Source organism: Komagataeibacter medellinensis NBRC 3288 (genome assembly GCF_000182745.2).
In the GTDB taxonomy this organism is placed as follows: domain Bacteria; phylum Pseudomonadota; class Alphaproteobacteria; order Acetobacterales; family Acetobacteraceae; genus Komagataeibacter; species Komagataeibacter medellinensis.
In genome coordinates this window covers 2,354,053-2,368,952 of the sequence record NC_016027.1, presented here as the reverse complement: position 1 = coordinate 2,368,952, position 14,900 = coordinate 2,354,053, and the positions used below count along the sequence as shown (strand labels likewise).

Sequence of the window (14,900 nt, the reverse complement as noted above, 5' to 3'; positions counted from 1 at the left end):
GGACCGAAAATGGCCAGTTCAGCAGGCATGCGCCGCGCCGGCGTTGGTGCCGGTTTCATCAACGGCGTGCCATACGACATCATCGAATGCCGCTACAGCCCCGCCAGATGGACCCGTGAAACCCTAAAGGGGCAGAACGGCATCCACGGCTATTCCGAAAACCCCCAGCAGGGCCGCATCATCATGTCGATCCGTGATGCCGGCGGCATGACGGTCCGCGACTTTAACGACATGTCGGACGCCGAAGTGCAGCTCCAGCTTGCCACGAACAAGACCGTGGGCGGCTCGGGCCTGTGGTGCACCGAGGCTGTCGAGGTCAGCACCGGGGAAGCAACAATGGAAGTCACGTTTGAAGGCGTGAGCGTTACGGAGACCCCCACATCATGAGCAAGCTGCCCGATCCGGTAAAAACCATCGAGCTTGAAACCCCGATCAACACGAAATCAGGGGCCTGCTACACCCAGCTGGACCTGTGCGAACCCACCGGCGGCCAGGTGCTCAATGCCGAAAAGCACCTCAAGGGGGCCACCATCGGCCCGGTGGACCTGCGCATGTATTCGCTCACGCTGGTCTCGCAGAACGCGGGAATACCGTTTGCCGATATCCGCGACTACTTCCCGATCAGCGTGATCAATGAGGCAACCCGTTACCTCCAGTCTTTTATCGAGGCTGGCCAGGAGACTGGCGGCAGCTAGCCGTTCTCCTGTCGCAGCGGCTGGGCTGGTCAGCACGGGAATCACACAGCCTGACCGGTTCGGAAATGGTCTGGTGGCTGGAGGAAATAGACAGGCAGACTGAAATGGAACGCGAAAATGGCTAGCGGCTTTACCATCACCATTTCCGCAGTCGATAAGGCCAGCCGGGTGATGAACGACATCACCAGGCGGGTCAACGGCATGAATGCCCCCATCCGCCGCTTCCGGGGGGCATTCGGTCGGTTCATGGATGCCAGTGGTGTGCGCCGCCTCGCGGGCGCATTCCGGGACTGGACGGCGGCAGGCCTCGGCACGGCAGCATCCCTGCTCAAGGTCATTGAGCCCATGGGCATCCTGACGGGTGCCGCATCGCTGACAGGCCTCTACAAGCTGACCACCGCCTGGGCGCAGTTCGGCACGCGCCTGGGTTTTGACGCCCAGCGCATAGGCATCCTGCCCCAGAAACTGCAGGCCCTGCAGGGGGCAGCAGAAGAAGCCGGTGCATCAGCCGGGTCCATGACGACCGGCCTGCGCTCCCTGCACGACAACATGGTCGATGCCATCGGCGGCCGGAACAATGAGGCCCTGCTCTATTTCCGCCAGCTCGGCATCCGCATAGGCAGCATGCGCGGCGGCGTCCGCGATGTGACGCAGGTACTCCCTGAACTGGCCGACAAGATTGCCCGGCTGCGCGACCCGACCCTGCAGGCCCGCGTTGCCACCCAGTTGCTGGGTTCTGCCGGTGAAGATCTGCTCCCTTACCTGCGCCGTGGCTCAAAAGGCATGCAGATGCTGGAGGCCGATGCCCGCAGGCTGGGCGTGACCAACCAGAAAGGCGTGCAGGCTGCATCCGATCTTCAACTGGCCCAGACCCGGCTGGGGCTGGCCACGCGCGGCCTCGCCTATTCCATTGCGGAAAAAGCAGGCCCGGGGCTGCAGTCCCTGCTCAACTGGTTTACCGACCTGATCGCCAAGAACCGCGAGGCCATTGCCGCCCGGATCGGGCAGGCAGTCGAGTCCTTCGCCAAATGGATCATGTCCGTGGACTGGAAGCAGATCGGCGATGACATTGCCGAGGTTGCCGATGATGCCCAGAGCGTGGCCAGAAGCCTGGGCGGCTGGAAAGAGACCGCGAAGGATGTCGGCAAGGTCATCATGGCCGTCCTGATCGGCCGGATGCTGCTGGGCCTCGGCATGACGCTGGGCAAGATCGTACAGGTCACTCTGGCCCTCAAGGCCATGCGCACGGCAACCATTGCTGCCGAGGCCGCATCAGCCGCCAGTGCGGCTGCGGCCGCCGCAGCAGGAGGCACTGAGGCGGCAGCGGCAACAGGCGCCGGATCTGTGGCGGAAGGCGCTGCAGTGGCAGGGGGAGCCGCCGCCGCTGCGGGCGGCGCTGCCAGAACGGGCATTGTGGCGCGCACAATGAACATGGGCCGCGCCGGTCTGCGCCTGGGCGGCCGTGCGTTGCCTCTCCTGGGCATGACCGCCCTGGCATATGATGTGTGGAATGAAGTCCTTACCGGTGGCGGCCACCTGGCCCGCAATGACACCATCGTAAGAACACCGCCCCTGAAAAAGGACGTGGCGGCAGAAGCCCGCATCGCCGCCGCGCGTCATGGTCTGGACCCTGACCGGTTTTCCAGCCTGCTCCAGACCGAAGGGGGTGGCTATCGCAACGTATCGCCAGCCGGCGCATTCGGACCGGCCCAGCTCATGCCGGGAACAGCGGGTGGACTGGGGCTTCCCAGGTCCATCAATGATCCGCACTACACCTGGCAGGGCAATCTGGATGGCGGTGCACGCTACTTCAAAAGCCTGCTCGACCTGTTTCACGGCAATTACGAAGCGGCGGAAGCGGCCTATAACGCCGGGCCGAACAAGGCAGGGGTAAAGCTGTTTGCCGCCACCGGCGACCCGTCACGCCTCCCCCGGGAAACGCAGGATTACGTCGCCTCCATTGACGCCCTGACCAGTTCCGCCAAACGCATGCATGCTGATGTCGCGCACGGTGATGGTGTGCCGGTCCCCGCAGATGATGATGCCGCTGGAGAAACGGCTGCCGCTCCGGTCGGTGCACCGCGTGGCCCGGTCTGGCAGGACCGGCCGGCCCAGGGCGCCGCTGCCCGCTCCGGTTCGGACAACGATAGTGCCAGATCTGAAACCGCATCCCGCTCCGGGGGGGGCACCTGGAACGATTTTGCCCGGCGCCTGACCGTTGATCTGCGCGTCCACAACGATGGCCATCCGCAGGCCCCGCGTGTCAGCATAAAGGGCGCACGCATGGCGGGCGGTGGCCCCGCGCCAAAAATCTCCACTGCCATGCCGTCGGAATCGATGTAAATGTCCGTAATCGACCTGTTCATCCCCGCCATATGGCGGGGTGTCCCGTTCCTGGTGCGTGAAGGTTCGCTATCCGGCGGACGACGCACTGCTGTCCATGAATATCCATACCGTGATGACCCATGGCCCGAGGATATGGGCCGCGCACCCCGCGTCATGACACTGGCCGGGCGCCTGGTGGGCGATGATGTGTACCTCCAGCGCGCCGCCCTGCTGGCTGCCTGTGAACTGGAAGGCCCGGGCCTTCTGATCCATCCTACCCTGGGCCCGGTGCAGTGCAGCCTGGTCGAGCCGGTCCAGTTCCGCGACCGGGGCGACGCACAGCGCGAGGTCCAGTTCGATCTGGTCCTGATGCAGGCCGGCTCGCGTCTCTATCCCAACCTGCTCATCAATACCCAGAATGCGATCCTTGTCGCGGTTGCGGCTGCCGTCCTGGCCGTGGCCGACGTTCTGGCCAGCCAGCTTGCCAGCATAAAATCCACCGCCAGTGCCGTAAGCCTGGGGGCGCAGAATGTCGCCAGCGCATGGGGGGCAGGCGCATCGGCGGCCGGCCGCGATCCCGCCGCCATCGCGAACGAAACCTCGGGCCTGACCAGCTATAACGGGCGCTATGCCGGCGGCATGCTGGCCGCGCCCGCACCTGCCAACGCCACTGTGGCCAGCCAGCGCGCTGCCGTCATCACGTCCCGCACCGCGATCGATGCGGCCGTGGCAGCCCTGTCCACAGCCGCACTGTCCGCCGTATCCGATCCTGCCGCCTGCGCCACGGCCGCGCGGGCCGTGGTCGTGGCCATCCGGGCCGCCACCATCAGCCCGGCCGACCAGATCCGCGTGCTGTCTACGCTGGCCGGCTACCAGCCATCCGTCATGGCCACCACGGCCCCCATCGGGGCGGATGTCGCCACCGCACAGACCGCCATGGGCAACGCCCTGCGCCGCTCCGCCATCATCGGCCTGGCCGAAGCGGTCGAGGCGGCCCAGCCGGACAGTGCCGAACAGGCGCAGGCCATGCTGGTCAGCATCATCACCGTGCTCGATGCCGAGATCATCACGGCAGCCGACAGTGCGGACAGCGAAAGCTATGCCGCGCTCCGCGCGCTCCGCACCACCGTGGTGCAGGATCTGAGCGAGCGCGGCGCCCAGCTCGCTCACATCGAGACATTCACGTTCAACGCCTCCATGCCCGCCATCACGCTGGCATGGCGTCTCTACAAAGACCCGACCCGCACCCGCGACCTGGTCGCCCGCGCGGACTGTCCCCATCCCCTGTTCATGCCCCTGCAGTTCGAGGCCCTGGACCAATGAACCTGATCAACGCCCTGGCAGGCGGCGACCTGCCGGACATCAACACCGAAGTCACGCTGACCGTGGGCAACACGAAATGGTCCGGCTGGCAGGAAATCCGTGTCACGCGCGGGGCCGAACGCTGCCCGTCCGATTACGATATCGGTCTGACCGAGAAATATCTCGACACCAGCCAGCTCGACATCATGCCCGGGGAGCCCTGCACGCTTTCCATCGGCGATGTAAAGGTGATCGACGGATACGTGGATATTTACGAAATCGGTGTCGGCACAGGCCATCAGGTCCGTATCGGCGGCCGCTCGCGCTGCTCCGATCTGGTCGATACGCATGCCGTCGTGCCGCGCGGCCAGCTGGGCAGCTGTGATCTGGTCCAGCTGGCCAAGCAGCTCTGCACGCCCTACGGGATCGATGTGGTGACAAAGAACATCACGCTGCCATCGACCACCAGCGACCGCATCATCCAGATCTTCAATGTAACACTCGGGCAGACCCCCTATCAGCTGATCGAGGAATGCGCCCGGTATATGGCGGTCATGGTTTACGATGATGCGGACGGCAACCTTGTTCTGTCATCTGTCGGCACAGACACCCACGCCAGCGGTTTTGCCGAGGGTGTGAACGTACTGGAATGCAGCGTCACCTACCGCATGGATGAGCGCTTCAGTACCTACCTGCCCGTCCTGTTCAGCGTGCAGAACTTCAACGATTTCGACAATGCCAACGCCGGCAACCAGTTTACCCCGCTCAAAGATCCCGGCGTGCCACGCTACCGACCCTATTTCGTGGTCAGTGAACAGAGCTACAACGGCCAGTTCCTGGCTGAACTGCGGGCCAAGTGGGAACTACAGCGCCGGCGTGGCCGCTCGCAGGCCGTGCGCCTGGTCTGCGATTCCTGGCATGACAGGGCTGGCGTACTCTGGACCCCGAACACCCTTGTGCCCGTTCACCTGCCGGCCCTTAAACTGCCCGGCAAGACATGGCTGATTACCGATGTGACGTTCTCCAAGAGTGCCGAGCAGGGCACCACGGCGGAACTGACCCTGATGCCGCCCGAGGCCATGACAGTCGAGCCCGCCGTGCAGACCCCGTTTGACTGGCAGGTGCAGAATGATTTGGCCAGCACTGCCGGGCAGGAACAGGCATAATGAGGCACCTGCTTTCCCGCCTGTTCGGTATTGGCCGCACAACGACTGCGCCGAACGATAGCGGCCCCGTCCAGACCGTGCAGATCAGCCTCAATGAATATGAAACGCTGGATGGCAAGCCGGTCATCATCGCCTACGGCCTGATCAGCTGCCCGCCTGTCGGGTCTGATGTCATGCTCACATGTACTGGCGGCAAACGCACGGACAGCGTGATCACCGGCCACAACCACCAGAAATACCGCCATACCGGCGCGCAGCCGGGTGAGGCCGGCATCGCGAATCCGGTTGTCGGCACCGTCATTCTCGCAAAGGCGAATGGGGATGTTTACATCAAGCCCGCATCCGGCAAGGTCATTGTGGATGGCGGCACAGTCACGGCAAAAGATTTCATCACCGCCGGCGGCGTCAAGCTGTCCGATCACACCCATAGCGGGGTCCAGCAGGGCAGCTCCAGCACACAAGGGCCACAGGGATGACCGATATCCGCCTGGTCTATGACAACACGAAAATGCACTGCGACTGGGTCATCACCAATGGTGATCTGGACACGGACGCGGATCTGGAAACCGCCGTCCTGTTCAGCCTGTTTACCGATGCCCCTGCCCCCAGCGGCACGGTCACGCCCGACGGATCGAACGACCTGCGTGGCTGCTGGATCGACGGGCTGGAAAGTTTCCAGATGGGCTCCCTGCTCTGGACGATCGAGGGTGCGAAGAAACAGGGCAACAGCCTGCTGACCCACGCCCGCACCATATGCGAACAGGCCCTGCAATGGCTGGTCGATGACGGGATCGTGGGCAGTATTACCGTGCAGACATCGTGGCTGAACGCCACATCCTTGAATATCGGCATCCGTCTGACAAAGCCCGATGGCACCGACACATCCTTCCAGTATGCGTGGGCATGGAAGGACACCGCCCGGAATGCCCTATCAACAGCCAACCCTTTCTGACCTGAAATCCCAGGCCCTGAACGATATTGTCTCAAGCAATATCACGAAGGGCCTGTCCCTCCTGCCGCGTTCCGTACTGCGCACCCTGGCATGGTGTTTTTCCAACCTGACCTGGGGCAATTACGACTATCTGGCCTACTGCTACCGGCAGGCGGTCCCTTTTACCGCCACGGATGAAAATCTGGACGGCTGGGGGGCGATGCGCGACATCCTGCGCAAGGATGCCACCACGGCCAGCGGCCAGGTCCAGTTCACCGGCTGCACGCCGGACGTCCCGCTCCCGTCCGGCACCGTCATCATGCGTGCCGATGGGGTGGATTATGCCACCACCGCTGATGCCACGGCCGATGCCTCGGGCACGCTGACGGTGCCCGTTACCTGTCAGTCCACGGGCGCTACCGGAAATTGTGATGCCGGCGTGGCTTTCAGCCTGCTCACATCTGTCTCCGGCATCCCGGCACAGGGCAGCACGCCTGCCGGCATGACCGGTAGCGCCGATCAGGAGACCGACAGCGAATACCGCACCCGGGTGCTCACGGCCTACGCATCCCGCGCGGGTGGCGGCCGCCAGTCCGACTATGTGGAATGGGCGGAAGATGTGGCTGGCGTCACCCGCGCCTGGTGCAACCCGCTCGCCTTCGGCCCCGGCACCGTCACGGTCTATGTGATGCTGGATGATGCGCAGGAGGAAAATGGCGGATACCCGCAGGGAACAGACGGGTGTGCAACAAACGAAACCCGATACACTGTTGCCACTGGCGACCAGCTAGCCGTTGCCAATGCCATCTGGACCGAACAGCCGGTTACTGCACTGGTGGCCGTATGCGCGCCCAAACCGTTCCCCGTGGATGTCATCGTAGCGAACCTTTCCCCCAACACCGCAACCCAGATCGCAGCCATGAAAACCGCTCTGTCTGACCTGTATTTCAGGTCTGGCACCCCTCTGGGCATGACACTGGAACAGAGTGATATCGAAAGTGCCCTGATTTCCACTGGCGCATCGTTCACCATCGCCTCGCCCTCTGGTCCTGTATCCATACCGGTCGGCTCCCTGCCATCCGTCGGCAATCTGGTAGCAACATCCTGATGGGCATTCCCGGCTACTCCGCTGACCAGACACTGGCAGCCTTCAAGCGCACCCTCCCGCGGGGCCGTGCGTGGCCGCGCGGAACCGATACGGTCATGCATGCCGCGCTTGCAGGCTTCATGCCCACGGCCGCACGCTTCATCAACGCCGCCCGTTCCATAGTGCCTGATGTCTTTCCGGCTACGGCCACCAGCGTGCTGGATGAATGGGAAGCAACCCTTGGGCTGCCCGATCCCTGCGCGGGTAACAGTCCCACCATCCAGCAGCGTCGCAACCAGGTAGTGGCCCGTCTGGCTGATACCGGCGGCGCGTCCGTCGGCTACTTCGTCCAGTTTGCCAAAAACCTCGGATACGACATCACCATCACCCAGTTTGCCCCTGCACAGGCGGACTTCCTGTGTGCGGATGACCCGGTTTACGACCCGTTCTGGGCCTATGTCTGGCGCGTGAACGCGGCCAGCACCACCGTCACCTATTTCTCCGCTGATCAGTCCTACGCTGATGATGCACTCGCCGTCTGGGGCAATGCCGTCCTCGAGTGTGAAATTACGGCGCGTGTCCCTGCCCACACCTCTGTCCTGTTTGCATACGGATAATCAATCATGGTCTATCGTATAGACGACACCACAGCAGTTGCGACATTACCAGCAAACCCCACAGACAATATTGGAAATCCGGGTTTTTTTACTGGAGGCTCCACTGGGGGGCAGTCCGCGACACGCGTACGCTACTGGTGGCTCAATATGGTCCAGGAGGAATTATTCGCCATCCCTGCTGCCGTCGGCATGGCGCCCGACAAGAGCAATAACGGGCAGGTTCTGGCAGCAATCAAACAGCTGATTTCCACTGCGCTGTCTGATGGCGGCGTCCTGCAGCTGGTGAACGATGCCACGACTGGCATTGCCTCGCTGGGCTTCAACACCCAGCAGAAAATCGTGGCGGCAACAGATACCGCAGGCACCGTATATTTCCTGCCCCAGACATACACGGACAGCCAGACCGACTATATCCAGCAACTGGGGTACGTGCCCGGCGGCGGGAACGCGGCAGGTTACCTGTCTGTTGTGACGGCCAAGGGCACCTATCAGGGGGCGATGCAGCCGTGGGTCACCGCCAACTTTGTCGCCGGGCTGGCCAATGACGTGACCGTGGCCATGCAATCCATGGGCTTCAACACCCAGCAGGACATCGTGGCCTGTACGGATACGGCAGGAAACGTCCGCTTTCTGCCCCAGACCTATACCGACAGCCAGACCGCCTACATCCAGCGGCTCGGGTATGTCTCCAAGGACAGTTCGGGCCTCTCCTATCTCTCCATCGAGACGGCAGAAGGCAATTACCTGGGCGCCACCCGCGACTGGACAGCCGCTTCCTATGTCGCGCAACTGTCCAATGCCTATACCACGCCGGTTGTAAGCATCGGGTTCAACACCCAGCAGAACATCGTGGCATGCACCGATTCCGCAGGTGTGGTCAGGTTCCTGCCCCAGACCTACACGGACAGCCAGACCGCCTACATCGAGCGGCTCGGGTATGTCGCCAAGGACAGTTCGGGCCTCTCCTATCTCTCGATCGAGACGGCAGAAGGCAATTACCTGGGCGCCACCCGCGACTGGACAGCCGCTTCCTATGTCGCGCAACTGTCCAATGCCTATACCACGCCGGTTGTAAGCATCGGGTTCAACACCCAGCAGAACATCGTGGCATGCACCGATTCCGCAGGTGTGGTCAGGTTCCTGCCCCAGACCTACACGGACAGCCAGACCGCCTACATCGAGCGGCTCGGGTATGTCGCCAAGGACAGTTCGGGCCTCTCCTATCTCTCGATCGAGACGGCAGAAGGCAATTACCTGGGCGCCACACGCGACTGGGCAGCCGCCACCTATGTCGCGCAACTGTCCAATGCCAATACCACGCCGGTTGTAAGCATCGGGTTCAACACTGACCAGAACATCGTGGCGTGCACGGATTCCAAGGGTGTCGCACGCTTCCTGCCCCAGACCTACACGGACAGTCAGACAGCCTACATCCAGCGGCTTGGATATGTCGCCGACGATGGAAGCGGCGCGGATTACCTCTCTATCGAGACAGCATCGGGCAATTACCTGGGGGCAACGCGAAGCTGGACGACCGCGCAGGTCGATGCCGTCTCTCCCGGTCGTCTCCTGAATGTCCAGAAATTCGCCACGCCCGGATCGGCAACCTACACCCCGACGGCAGGCACCAAAACCATCGAGGTGTTGGTCCAGGGCGGTGGTGCCGCTGGTGGTTCGTGCGCAGCAACGGCCAGCAATGAGATTGCAATGGGGGCTGCCGGCGGTGCCGGTGCCTTCGCGTTTGCCCGCTACGCGATATCCAGCCTGGATGTCTCGTCTGGCGTTCCCATTACCGTTGGCGGCTATGGCACGGCATCCGCAGGCAATGCTGGCGGAAACGGGGGCGCATCATCGTTTGGCAGTTACTGCACGGCTCCGGGCGGGATTGGCGGCTTCTATGGCACCGCAAATGTGTCGGCCTCCAATATCTTTTCGGGTTCTTCGGGCAGGTCGGCTACGCCCAGCGGCAGCGGCATACTGGTTTCCGAGATTGGTGAGAGCGGCGGTCCCTGCATTGCAACGGGCGTCGTTACCGGGAACGCCATTGGCGTCATGGCGGGCGGCCGCTCCCGTTTCGGGTCCGGTGGCCCCCCGATGAGCGGCGGTTCGGGTTCCCCCGGCAGCGCGCAGAACTTCGGTGCAGGCGGATCGGGGGCGTGCTGCGGGCCGAATAACACCACGGGCGTCGTGGCCGGGAACGGCGGCGGCGGCCTCATCCTGATCAGGGAGTATGCGTAATGGCCACATCCACATATGCATGGGTGCACAATGGCGTCGTGGGGCAGATCATTACCACCGATGCAACCCTGTCATCGCTCTACGCCCCGGATTTCGTGGCGGCCTGCGTGGACGTCACGGCCGTTTCGCCTGTACCGCAGGAACGCTGGACCGCAACGCAGGCGGCCAGCGGGGCATGGACCTTTGCCGCACCGGTTGCTGCTGTCGTGCCGCTGAAAACACAGGCGCAGGATGCATTGACATCTGCTGCGTCCGCCACATGGCAGGCCTATGGCATGTATGGGGAATCAACACCTGCAGATATCGTGGCTTACCTGAAAGCCCTGCAGGCAATCGCCAATGGCTCTGATGTAACCAGCACAATGTTGCCTGTGGCGCCTGCCGATCTTAATGGGACATCGCAGACATCATGACCGCGTCTTGGGTCGCCAGTCGGGCACGCACAATCCTTTTTCCGGTTCCGGGTGACTCTGCCCTGCGCGGTATCTCCGTTCGACCGTTTCCACGGGCATGGCCGCCCAAGGTTGCCGGAGATGCACTGGACTACAGTGTCGATTACACACCATGGCTGGCAGACTGTAACGACACGATCAGCACAATCGCGGTCAAGGATGTATCCGCTGCTCCTGCCACGGGCCTGTCGATCGACTGGGCGGTCTTCGTCAACGGTATCGTCACCCTTGGCCTGTCTGGCGGCCAGCCTGGGCCACGTTACGAGATCCTCATTACTGTGACCACGGCACAGAAACGCACCATTACCGGGCGTTTCACGCTGTCTGTTTCCGCCTCGGACGACATGCCGGCCGCCAGCGCATGCACACCGCCTGACATCACGTTTACGGCCGGAACAATTACCATAAACGGCACCGCGAACGCGTAGCCTTTAATAACGGTGCACCCGGCATTTCGCTGTGTACGGGTGCACCGACCATATGCAACCTCTGTGCTCGTAATCTGATCGTGCACAAGGGACTGCCCTATGGAACTCTCGCCTCCTGAACCGCCGGGGCAGGAACAGCAGATCAGTCTTCTTTCGCTGGACCGAAGGATGACTGTGATGGAAACGAAATTCGACCTGGACCGCGAAAGCCGGACCCGGTTCGAGCATGGCGTCGCCGCCCAGCTGGCGACCATGAACGGCAATATCGTCTCGCTCCGCGATGAAAACACCCTGAAGAAGGGTACAATCCGGGGAATTGTCCTGGTCCTGTCGTTTGCTGGGTCCAGTGCGGGCGCCGGCGTCATCATGCTGCTCAAGCATCTGGCTGCAGGTGCATCATGATCATGTCGGTATGCACTGGTCTCGATATCAGCCAGCTCAAGCATGAAATCATCGCACCTACGCTACAGGCCATCGCGTTGGATGGTCCGGCCGCCGTAAACCTCGTGACCGGCATCGCCCTGGCGGAAAGCCGGGCGGCCTACCTGCGCCAGTTCAATGGCCCGGCGCTGGGCCTGTGGCAGATGGAGCCGGCCACGCATGATGACTGCTGGACCAATTTTCTCAACAGCACGGCGCAGTCCGTGCTGCGCGGCCGTATCGAGGGTCTGCTGTCCCCCGAACCGCGTTTGACCCAGCTGGTATCCAATCTGCGCTACGCCTGTGCGATGGCGCGCGTGCGTCTGTTCCGCGCCCCGGCCCCGCTGCCTTCTGCCACTGATGCGGTCGCACTCTCCGCCTACCACAAGCAATTCTACAACTCGGTCCTGGGCGCCGCGAACGCCGGGGCCAACCGCGTCCTGTTCCAGGCCGCGATCGATGCATCGTGAAAGGTCGCACCATGAACCCCAAATCGGCATCCGCATGGGTGCGGCAGCCCTCCACCCTGTTCTTCCTGGCCATCGTGGTCGGCACTGCCGTTGCCACCTGGTGCAACGTCATCCCGCAGGGCGCTGCTGCTGCCATGCTGGCGGCATCCCTGCCGCTGCTGCTCAATGACACCACATCCGACACGGCGGCCAATCCCGCCCTGGTCGCCGTGGTGAACGCGCTGGCCACCCACCATGAAGTCGGCTCGGCTGCCATGCAGGTCATCCGCGCCACGGCACCGCACCTGCTGACCGATGGTACGCTGGCCATCACGAAGCCGCCGGCATCCGCCCCGCCATCGCGCTCGACGGGACTGCCCGCCATCGCCTGCCTGATCGGCACGGGCTTCCTGCTGACCGCCTGCGGCTCAACCACGCAGGTCAAGCTGCGCCAGTCGGTCAATGATCTGGAAAGCGCTTATGATGTGCTGGCCGAGCCCATGCCCGACGTGATGGCCGGCAAGGTGCCCGGCATCACCCTGACGGACGCGGACAAGGCCCTGATCAAGAAAGCCAGCCAGACCGTCTATAACGAAATCGCCACGCTCCAAACCGCGATAGACGGCGGCAAATCCCTGACAGAGACCGCTGTATCCGGGCTGGAGACCGATTTCGCATCGTTCCAGACCTGCTGGACCGGCGTGCAGGCCGGCAGCGTGTCCACGTCCTGCACTGACCTGGTGCCCGCCACCACAACCACCACAACGGGGAACTGACATGACCGCTGCCGAAATCAGCGCCATCCTTGGCGCGGCCACCACCATCGCGGGCCTGGTCGAGAAATATGGCCCGGACGTCTACACGGATGTGAAGGACGCGATCGAAAACACCCTGAGCAAATCCGGCCCCACCACGGCCGCGATGGATGCCCTGGCCGCCAAGTGCAAGGCGGCCAACACTGCCATCCAGGCATCATGAAGGGCGTGGCGATCTTCGCCAGCGGAATGGCGGCGGGAGCCGCCATTTCGTTTGGCACCCTCATGTGGCGGTTTGTCAGCGATTGCTGGGCGCGCCCCGATGCATGACCTTCTGGTCTTCTCCGGCGGTGCGATCATCGGCCAGATCCTGGCTATCACCGCTGGCCTCTACCGCAAGGCCCGGCGCGCGCGCGTCATCGATGACCGCCTCGGCCCGCCCGCTCCCTGACCACATAATTCCCCATATCCCGGTGCCCTGATGAAACCATCCGACCTGCACGTTATCTGTGTCTATTCCAACAACCGCCGCTGGAAGTCGCGGGAGCGGCTGCTCTACCGCTTCATCTCTCATATGCTGGACAGCGGCGTCAGCCTGACCATTGTGGAGCATACGATCCGTGAGCGCGACTTCGCGCTGCAGTCCGATGATCCCGCCTTCCGCCATACCCAGCTGTTCCAGGTGCGCGGCACCGACCGGCAGGAAAACTGGCTCAAGGAAGGCCTGATCCGCTATGGCCGCCAGCGCCTGCCGGATTCCGCCCGCTACATCGCCCAGATCGATGCCGACGTTGCTTTCCAGCGCCCCGACTGGGCCACCGCTACGCTGGACATGCTCCAGATCCACCGCGTGGGTCAGCCCTGGTCGTACTCGGTTGATCTCGGCCCCGACGAAAACCCGGTCATGGATGAGAACGACCGCCTGATGGACCGCTCATTCTGTGCCGCCTGGGCTGCCGGCGACATCCGCGTCACCCCGAACGATTACGGCATGGGCCAGCCCACCGCATCGTGGATGCTCAAGGGGGAACGCCGCGACTGGCGCCAGCACTATGGCTACGCCTGGGCATTCCGTGCCGATGTATATGACGCCATCGGCGGCCTGCCTGACTGGCTGGTGACCGGGTCGGCCGACTACATCAGCGCCATGGCCTTTGCCGGCCTGCTCAACACGTCCGACACCTATACGTCCTCCAGCTGCACGCGGCGCCTGCAGCAGTTCGCGGCCCTGTGCGATGAGCATGTGAAACAGGACATCGGCGTGGTGCCCGGCATGCTCTCGCACGGCTTCCATGGCCCCAAGCGCAAGCGGTTCTACCTGGACCGCAAGGATATCCTGCGCGAATCCGGCTTCGATCCCGATCTCGACATCGCATACGACCGCCACGGGCTGCCCTGCCTGGCGCGTGACAACCGTATCCTGCGCGACGGCCTGCGGCGCCTGTCGGTCATGCGTGACGAAGACGCCAACACCATCTGAAAGGAACCGATCAATGGCCCACAATTACGCAGCCGACAGCACATTCCAGGATGTCATGGCCCGTCTGGCAGGAACGGATGCGCCGTTCTCCGCCGTCTGGCCTACGCTCAAGGGCGCGATCCTTTCCGGCCGCGCCCTGACAGCCGCCGAATACCGCCCGCTCAACGCCCTGATCAGGGAGGCACACGCTACCCGCATCGCACGCAATGAGGCCCTGAATGCCCCTCGCATGCATAGCACCGTGGGCGAGGTAGCCAATTCGGTCGGGGCACCTGAAGACACCTCCAGCCCGACCGAAGGAACGACATCCTCGGTTAGTGGAACAGCCATATCCGAAAGCCATCTGGACAAGGTGCAGGAAGACGCGAAAGCAGCCGCCGCCACTGCCACGCCGGATAAACCGACTGCAGCCACCGCCGCTGCCACGCCAGATAAACCGACTGCAGCCGATGCATCTGACGACCAGAAGAACGAGGCGACAGAAACATCGTCCAAGGAAGGCTGAATCAACGGCTGGCTTATGCCGGCTTATTTGCCGGGGTCATGTGCGAAGCG

19 protein-coding genes are annotated in these 14,900 nt (G+C 63.0%); 18 read left to right on the top strand and 1 reads right to left on the bottom strand.

Annotation, left to right across the window (positions count from 1 at the left end; translation table 11 throughout):
- The first annotated feature begins 9 nt into the window (after window positions 1–9).
- The 16 genes from GLX_RS11100 (at window position 10) to GLX_RS11025 (ending at window position 13,088) form a co-directional block, all read left to right on the top strand.
- Entirely contained in the window at window positions 10–387 is a 378-nt protein-coding gene (locus GLX_RS11100; RefSeq protein WP_014105509.1) for a phage tail tube protein, read from the top strand.
- Window positions 384–695 (top strand): phage tail assembly protein, encoded by a 312-nt coding sequence (locus tag GLX_RS11095; RefSeq protein WP_014105510.1) that lies wholly within the window; start codon window positions 384–386, stop codon window positions 693–695. The genes GLX_RS11100 and GLX_RS11095 overlap by 4 nt, the downstream gene beginning before the upstream one ends.
- A gap of 117 nt (window positions 696–812) precedes the next feature.
- Window positions 813–3,038 carry a lytic transglycosylase domain-containing protein gene (locus GLX_RS16610; RefSeq protein WP_014105511.1) on the top strand — a complete coding sequence of 742 codons (2,226 nt, stop codon included), beginning with the start codon at window positions 813–815 and terminating at the stop codon, window positions 3,036–3,038.
- On the top strand, window positions 3,039–4,343 hold the full coding sequence (locus tag GLX_RS11085) for a DNA circularization protein (RefSeq protein WP_014106052.1): 1,305 nt from the start codon (window positions 3,039–3,041) through the stop codon (window positions 4,341–4,343).
- Window positions 4,340–5,488 (top strand): phage baseplate assembly protein, encoded by a 1,149-nt coding sequence (locus tag GLX_RS11080; RefSeq protein ID WP_014105513.1) that lies wholly within the window; start codon window positions 4,340–4,342, stop codon window positions 5,486–5,488. The genes GLX_RS11085 and GLX_RS11080 overlap by 4 nt, the downstream gene beginning before the upstream one ends.
- A complete protein-coding gene (locus tag GLX_RS16605) occupies window positions 5,488–5,964 on the top strand; it encodes a phage baseplate assembly protein (RefSeq protein ID WP_014105514.1) in 477 nt (158 codons plus the stop codon). The genes GLX_RS11080 and GLX_RS16605 overlap by 1 nt, the downstream gene beginning before the upstream one ends.
- Window positions 5,961–6,440, top strand: coding sequence for a phage GP46 family protein (locus tag GLX_RS11070; protein ID WP_014105515.1), 480 nt, complete (start codon window positions 5,961–5,963; stop codon window positions 6,438–6,440). The genes GLX_RS16605 and GLX_RS11070 overlap by 4 nt, the downstream gene beginning before the upstream one ends.
- The gene (locus tag GLX_RS11065) at window positions 6,412–7,527 is read left to right on the top strand and encodes a baseplate J/gp47 family protein (protein WP_014105516.1); all 1,116 of its coding nucleotides are present in this window, start codon (window positions 6,412–6,414) and stop codon (window positions 7,525–7,527) included. The genes GLX_RS11070 and GLX_RS11065 overlap by 29 nt, the downstream gene beginning before the upstream one ends.
- The gene (locus GLX_RS11060) at window positions 7,527–8,123 is read left to right on the top strand and encodes a YmfQ family protein (protein WP_014106051.1); all 597 of its coding nucleotides are present in this window, start codon (window positions 7,527–7,529) and stop codon (window positions 8,121–8,123) included. Before GLX_RS11065 ends, GLX_RS11060 begins: the two co-directional genes overlap by 1 nt.
- A 147-nt stretch (window positions 8,124–8,270) precedes the next feature.
- On the top strand, window positions 8,271–10,361 hold the full coding sequence (locus GLX_RS16600) for a glycine-rich domain-containing protein (protein ID WP_050856120.1): 2,091 nt from the start codon (window positions 8,271–8,273) through the stop codon (window positions 10,359–10,361).
- Entirely contained in the window at window positions 10,361–10,774 is a 414-nt protein-coding gene (locus tag GLX_RS16595; protein WP_014105519.1) for a hypothetical protein, read from the top strand. The genes GLX_RS16600 and GLX_RS16595 overlap by 1 nt, the downstream gene beginning before the upstream one ends.
- Entirely contained in the window at window positions 10,771–11,241 is a 471-nt protein-coding gene (locus GLX_RS11045; RefSeq protein ID WP_014105520.1) for a phage fiber-tail adaptor protein, read from the top strand. Before GLX_RS16595 ends, GLX_RS11045 begins: the two co-directional genes overlap by 4 nt.
- A gap of 99 nt (window positions 11,242–11,340) precedes the next feature.
- Complete coding sequence (locus tag GLX_RS11040) at window positions 11,341–11,643, top strand: hypothetical protein (RefSeq protein WP_014105521.1); 303 nt, start codon at window positions 11,341–11,343, stop codon at window positions 11,641–11,643.
- A gap of 2 nt (window positions 11,644–11,645) precedes the next feature.
- Complete coding sequence (locus GLX_RS11035) at window positions 11,646–12,131, top strand: hypothetical protein (protein WP_014106049.1); 486 nt, start codon at window positions 11,646–11,648, stop codon at window positions 12,129–12,131.
- 11 nt (window positions 12,132–12,142) lie between these two features.
- Window positions 12,143–12,886 (top strand): hypothetical protein, encoded by a 744-nt coding sequence (locus tag GLX_RS19000; RefSeq protein WP_014106048.1) that lies wholly within the window; start codon window positions 12,143–12,145, stop codon window positions 12,884–12,886.
- A gap of 1 nt (window position 12,887) precedes the next feature.
- Window positions 12,888–13,088 (top strand): hypothetical protein, encoded by a 201-nt coding sequence (locus GLX_RS11025; RefSeq protein WP_014106047.1) that lies wholly within the window; start codon window positions 12,888–12,890, stop codon window positions 13,086–13,088.
- A gap of 75 nt (window positions 13,089–13,163) precedes the next feature.
- On the opposite strand, the gene GLX_RS18475 is transcribed toward GLX_RS11025, so the two are convergent.
- Window positions 13,164–13,322: a hypothetical protein gene (locus GLX_RS18475; RefSeq protein WP_158309232.1), complete on the bottom strand. Its 159-nt coding sequence runs from the start codon at window positions 13,320–13,322 to the stop codon at window positions 13,164–13,166.
- 24 nt (window positions 13,323–13,346) lie between these two features.
- Here GLX_RS18475 and GLX_RS11020 point away from each other — a divergent pair, with 24 nt between their 5' ends.
- A complete protein-coding gene (locus GLX_RS11020; RefSeq protein ID WP_014106046.1) occupies window positions 13,347–14,345 on the top strand; it encodes a hypothetical protein in 999 nt (332 codons plus the stop codon).
- A 13-nt stretch (window positions 14,346–14,358) separates the two neighbouring features.
- Window positions 14,359–14,850, top strand: coding sequence for a hypothetical protein (locus tag GLX_RS18745; RefSeq protein ID WP_014106045.1), 492 nt, complete (start codon window positions 14,359–14,361; stop codon window positions 14,848–14,850).
- Window positions 14,851–14,900 lie beyond the last annotated feature (50 nt).

What these genes read in the sequence shown, in the direction of transcription:
- GLX_RS11100 (WP_014105509.1), top strand. Translation starts at nt 10, where the DNA reads ATGGCCAGTTCAGCAGGCATGCGCCGCGCCGGCGTTGGTGCCGGTTTC.
- GLX_RS11095 (WP_014105510.1), top strand. Translation starts at nt 384, where the DNA reads ATGAGCAAGCTGCCCGATCCGGTAAAAACCATCGAGCTTGAAACCCCG.
- GLX_RS16610 (WP_014105511.1), top strand. Translation starts at nt 813, where the DNA reads ATGGCTAGCGGCTTTACCATCACCATTTCCGCAGTCGATAAGGCCAGC.
- GLX_RS11085 (WP_014106052.1), top strand. Translation starts at nt 3,039, where the DNA reads ATGTCCGTAATCGACCTGTTCATCCCCGCCATATGGCGGGGTGTCCCG.
- GLX_RS11080 (WP_014105513.1), top strand. Translation starts at nt 4,340, where the DNA reads ATGAACCTGATCAACGCCCTGGCAGGCGGCGACCTGCCGGACATCAAC.
- GLX_RS16605 (WP_014105514.1), top strand. Translation starts at nt 5,488, where the DNA reads ATGAGGCACCTGCTTTCCCGCCTGTTCGGTATTGGCCGCACAACGACT.
- GLX_RS11070 (WP_014105515.1), top strand. Translation starts at nt 5,961, where the DNA reads ATGACCGATATCCGCCTGGTCTATGACAACACGAAAATGCACTGCGAC.
- GLX_RS11065 (WP_014105516.1), top strand. Translation starts at nt 6,412, where the DNA reads ATGCCCTATCAACAGCCAACCCTTTCTGACCTGAAATCCCAGGCCCTG.
- GLX_RS11060 (WP_014106051.1), top strand. Translation starts at nt 7,527, where the DNA reads ATGGGCATTCCCGGCTACTCCGCTGACCAGACACTGGCAGCCTTCAAG.
- GLX_RS16600 (WP_050856120.1), top strand. Translation starts at nt 8,271, where the DNA reads ATGGTCCAGGAGGAATTATTCGCCATCCCTGCTGCCGTCGGCATGGCG.
- GLX_RS16595 (WP_014105519.1), top strand. Translation starts at nt 10,361, where the DNA reads ATGGCCACATCCACATATGCATGGGTGCACAATGGCGTCGTGGGGCAG.
- GLX_RS11045 (WP_014105520.1), top strand. Translation starts at nt 10,771, where the DNA reads ATGACCGCGTCTTGGGTCGCCAGTCGGGCACGCACAATCCTTTTTCCG.
- GLX_RS11040 (WP_014105521.1), top strand. Translation starts at nt 11,341, where the DNA reads ATGGAACTCTCGCCTCCTGAACCGCCGGGGCAGGAACAGCAGATCAGT.
- GLX_RS11035 (WP_014106049.1), top strand. Translation starts at nt 11,646, where the DNA reads ATGTCGGTATGCACTGGTCTCGATATCAGCCAGCTCAAGCATGAAATC.
- GLX_RS19000 (WP_014106048.1), top strand. Translation starts at nt 12,143, where the DNA reads ATGAACCCCAAATCGGCATCCGCATGGGTGCGGCAGCCCTCCACCCTG.
- GLX_RS11025 (WP_014106047.1), top strand. Translation starts at nt 12,888, where the DNA reads ATGACCGCTGCCGAAATCAGCGCCATCCTTGGCGCGGCCACCACCATC.
- GLX_RS18475 (WP_158309232.1), bottom strand. Translation starts at nt 13,322, where the DNA reads ATGTGGTCAGGGAGCGGGCGGGCCGAGGCGGTCATCGATGACGCGCGC.
- GLX_RS11020 (WP_014106046.1), top strand. Translation starts at nt 13,347, where the DNA reads ATGAAACCATCCGACCTGCACGTTATCTGTGTCTATTCCAACAACCGC.
- GLX_RS18745 (WP_014106045.1), top strand. Translation starts at nt 14,359, where the DNA reads ATGGCCCACAATTACGCAGCCGACAGCACATTCCAGGATGTCATGGCC.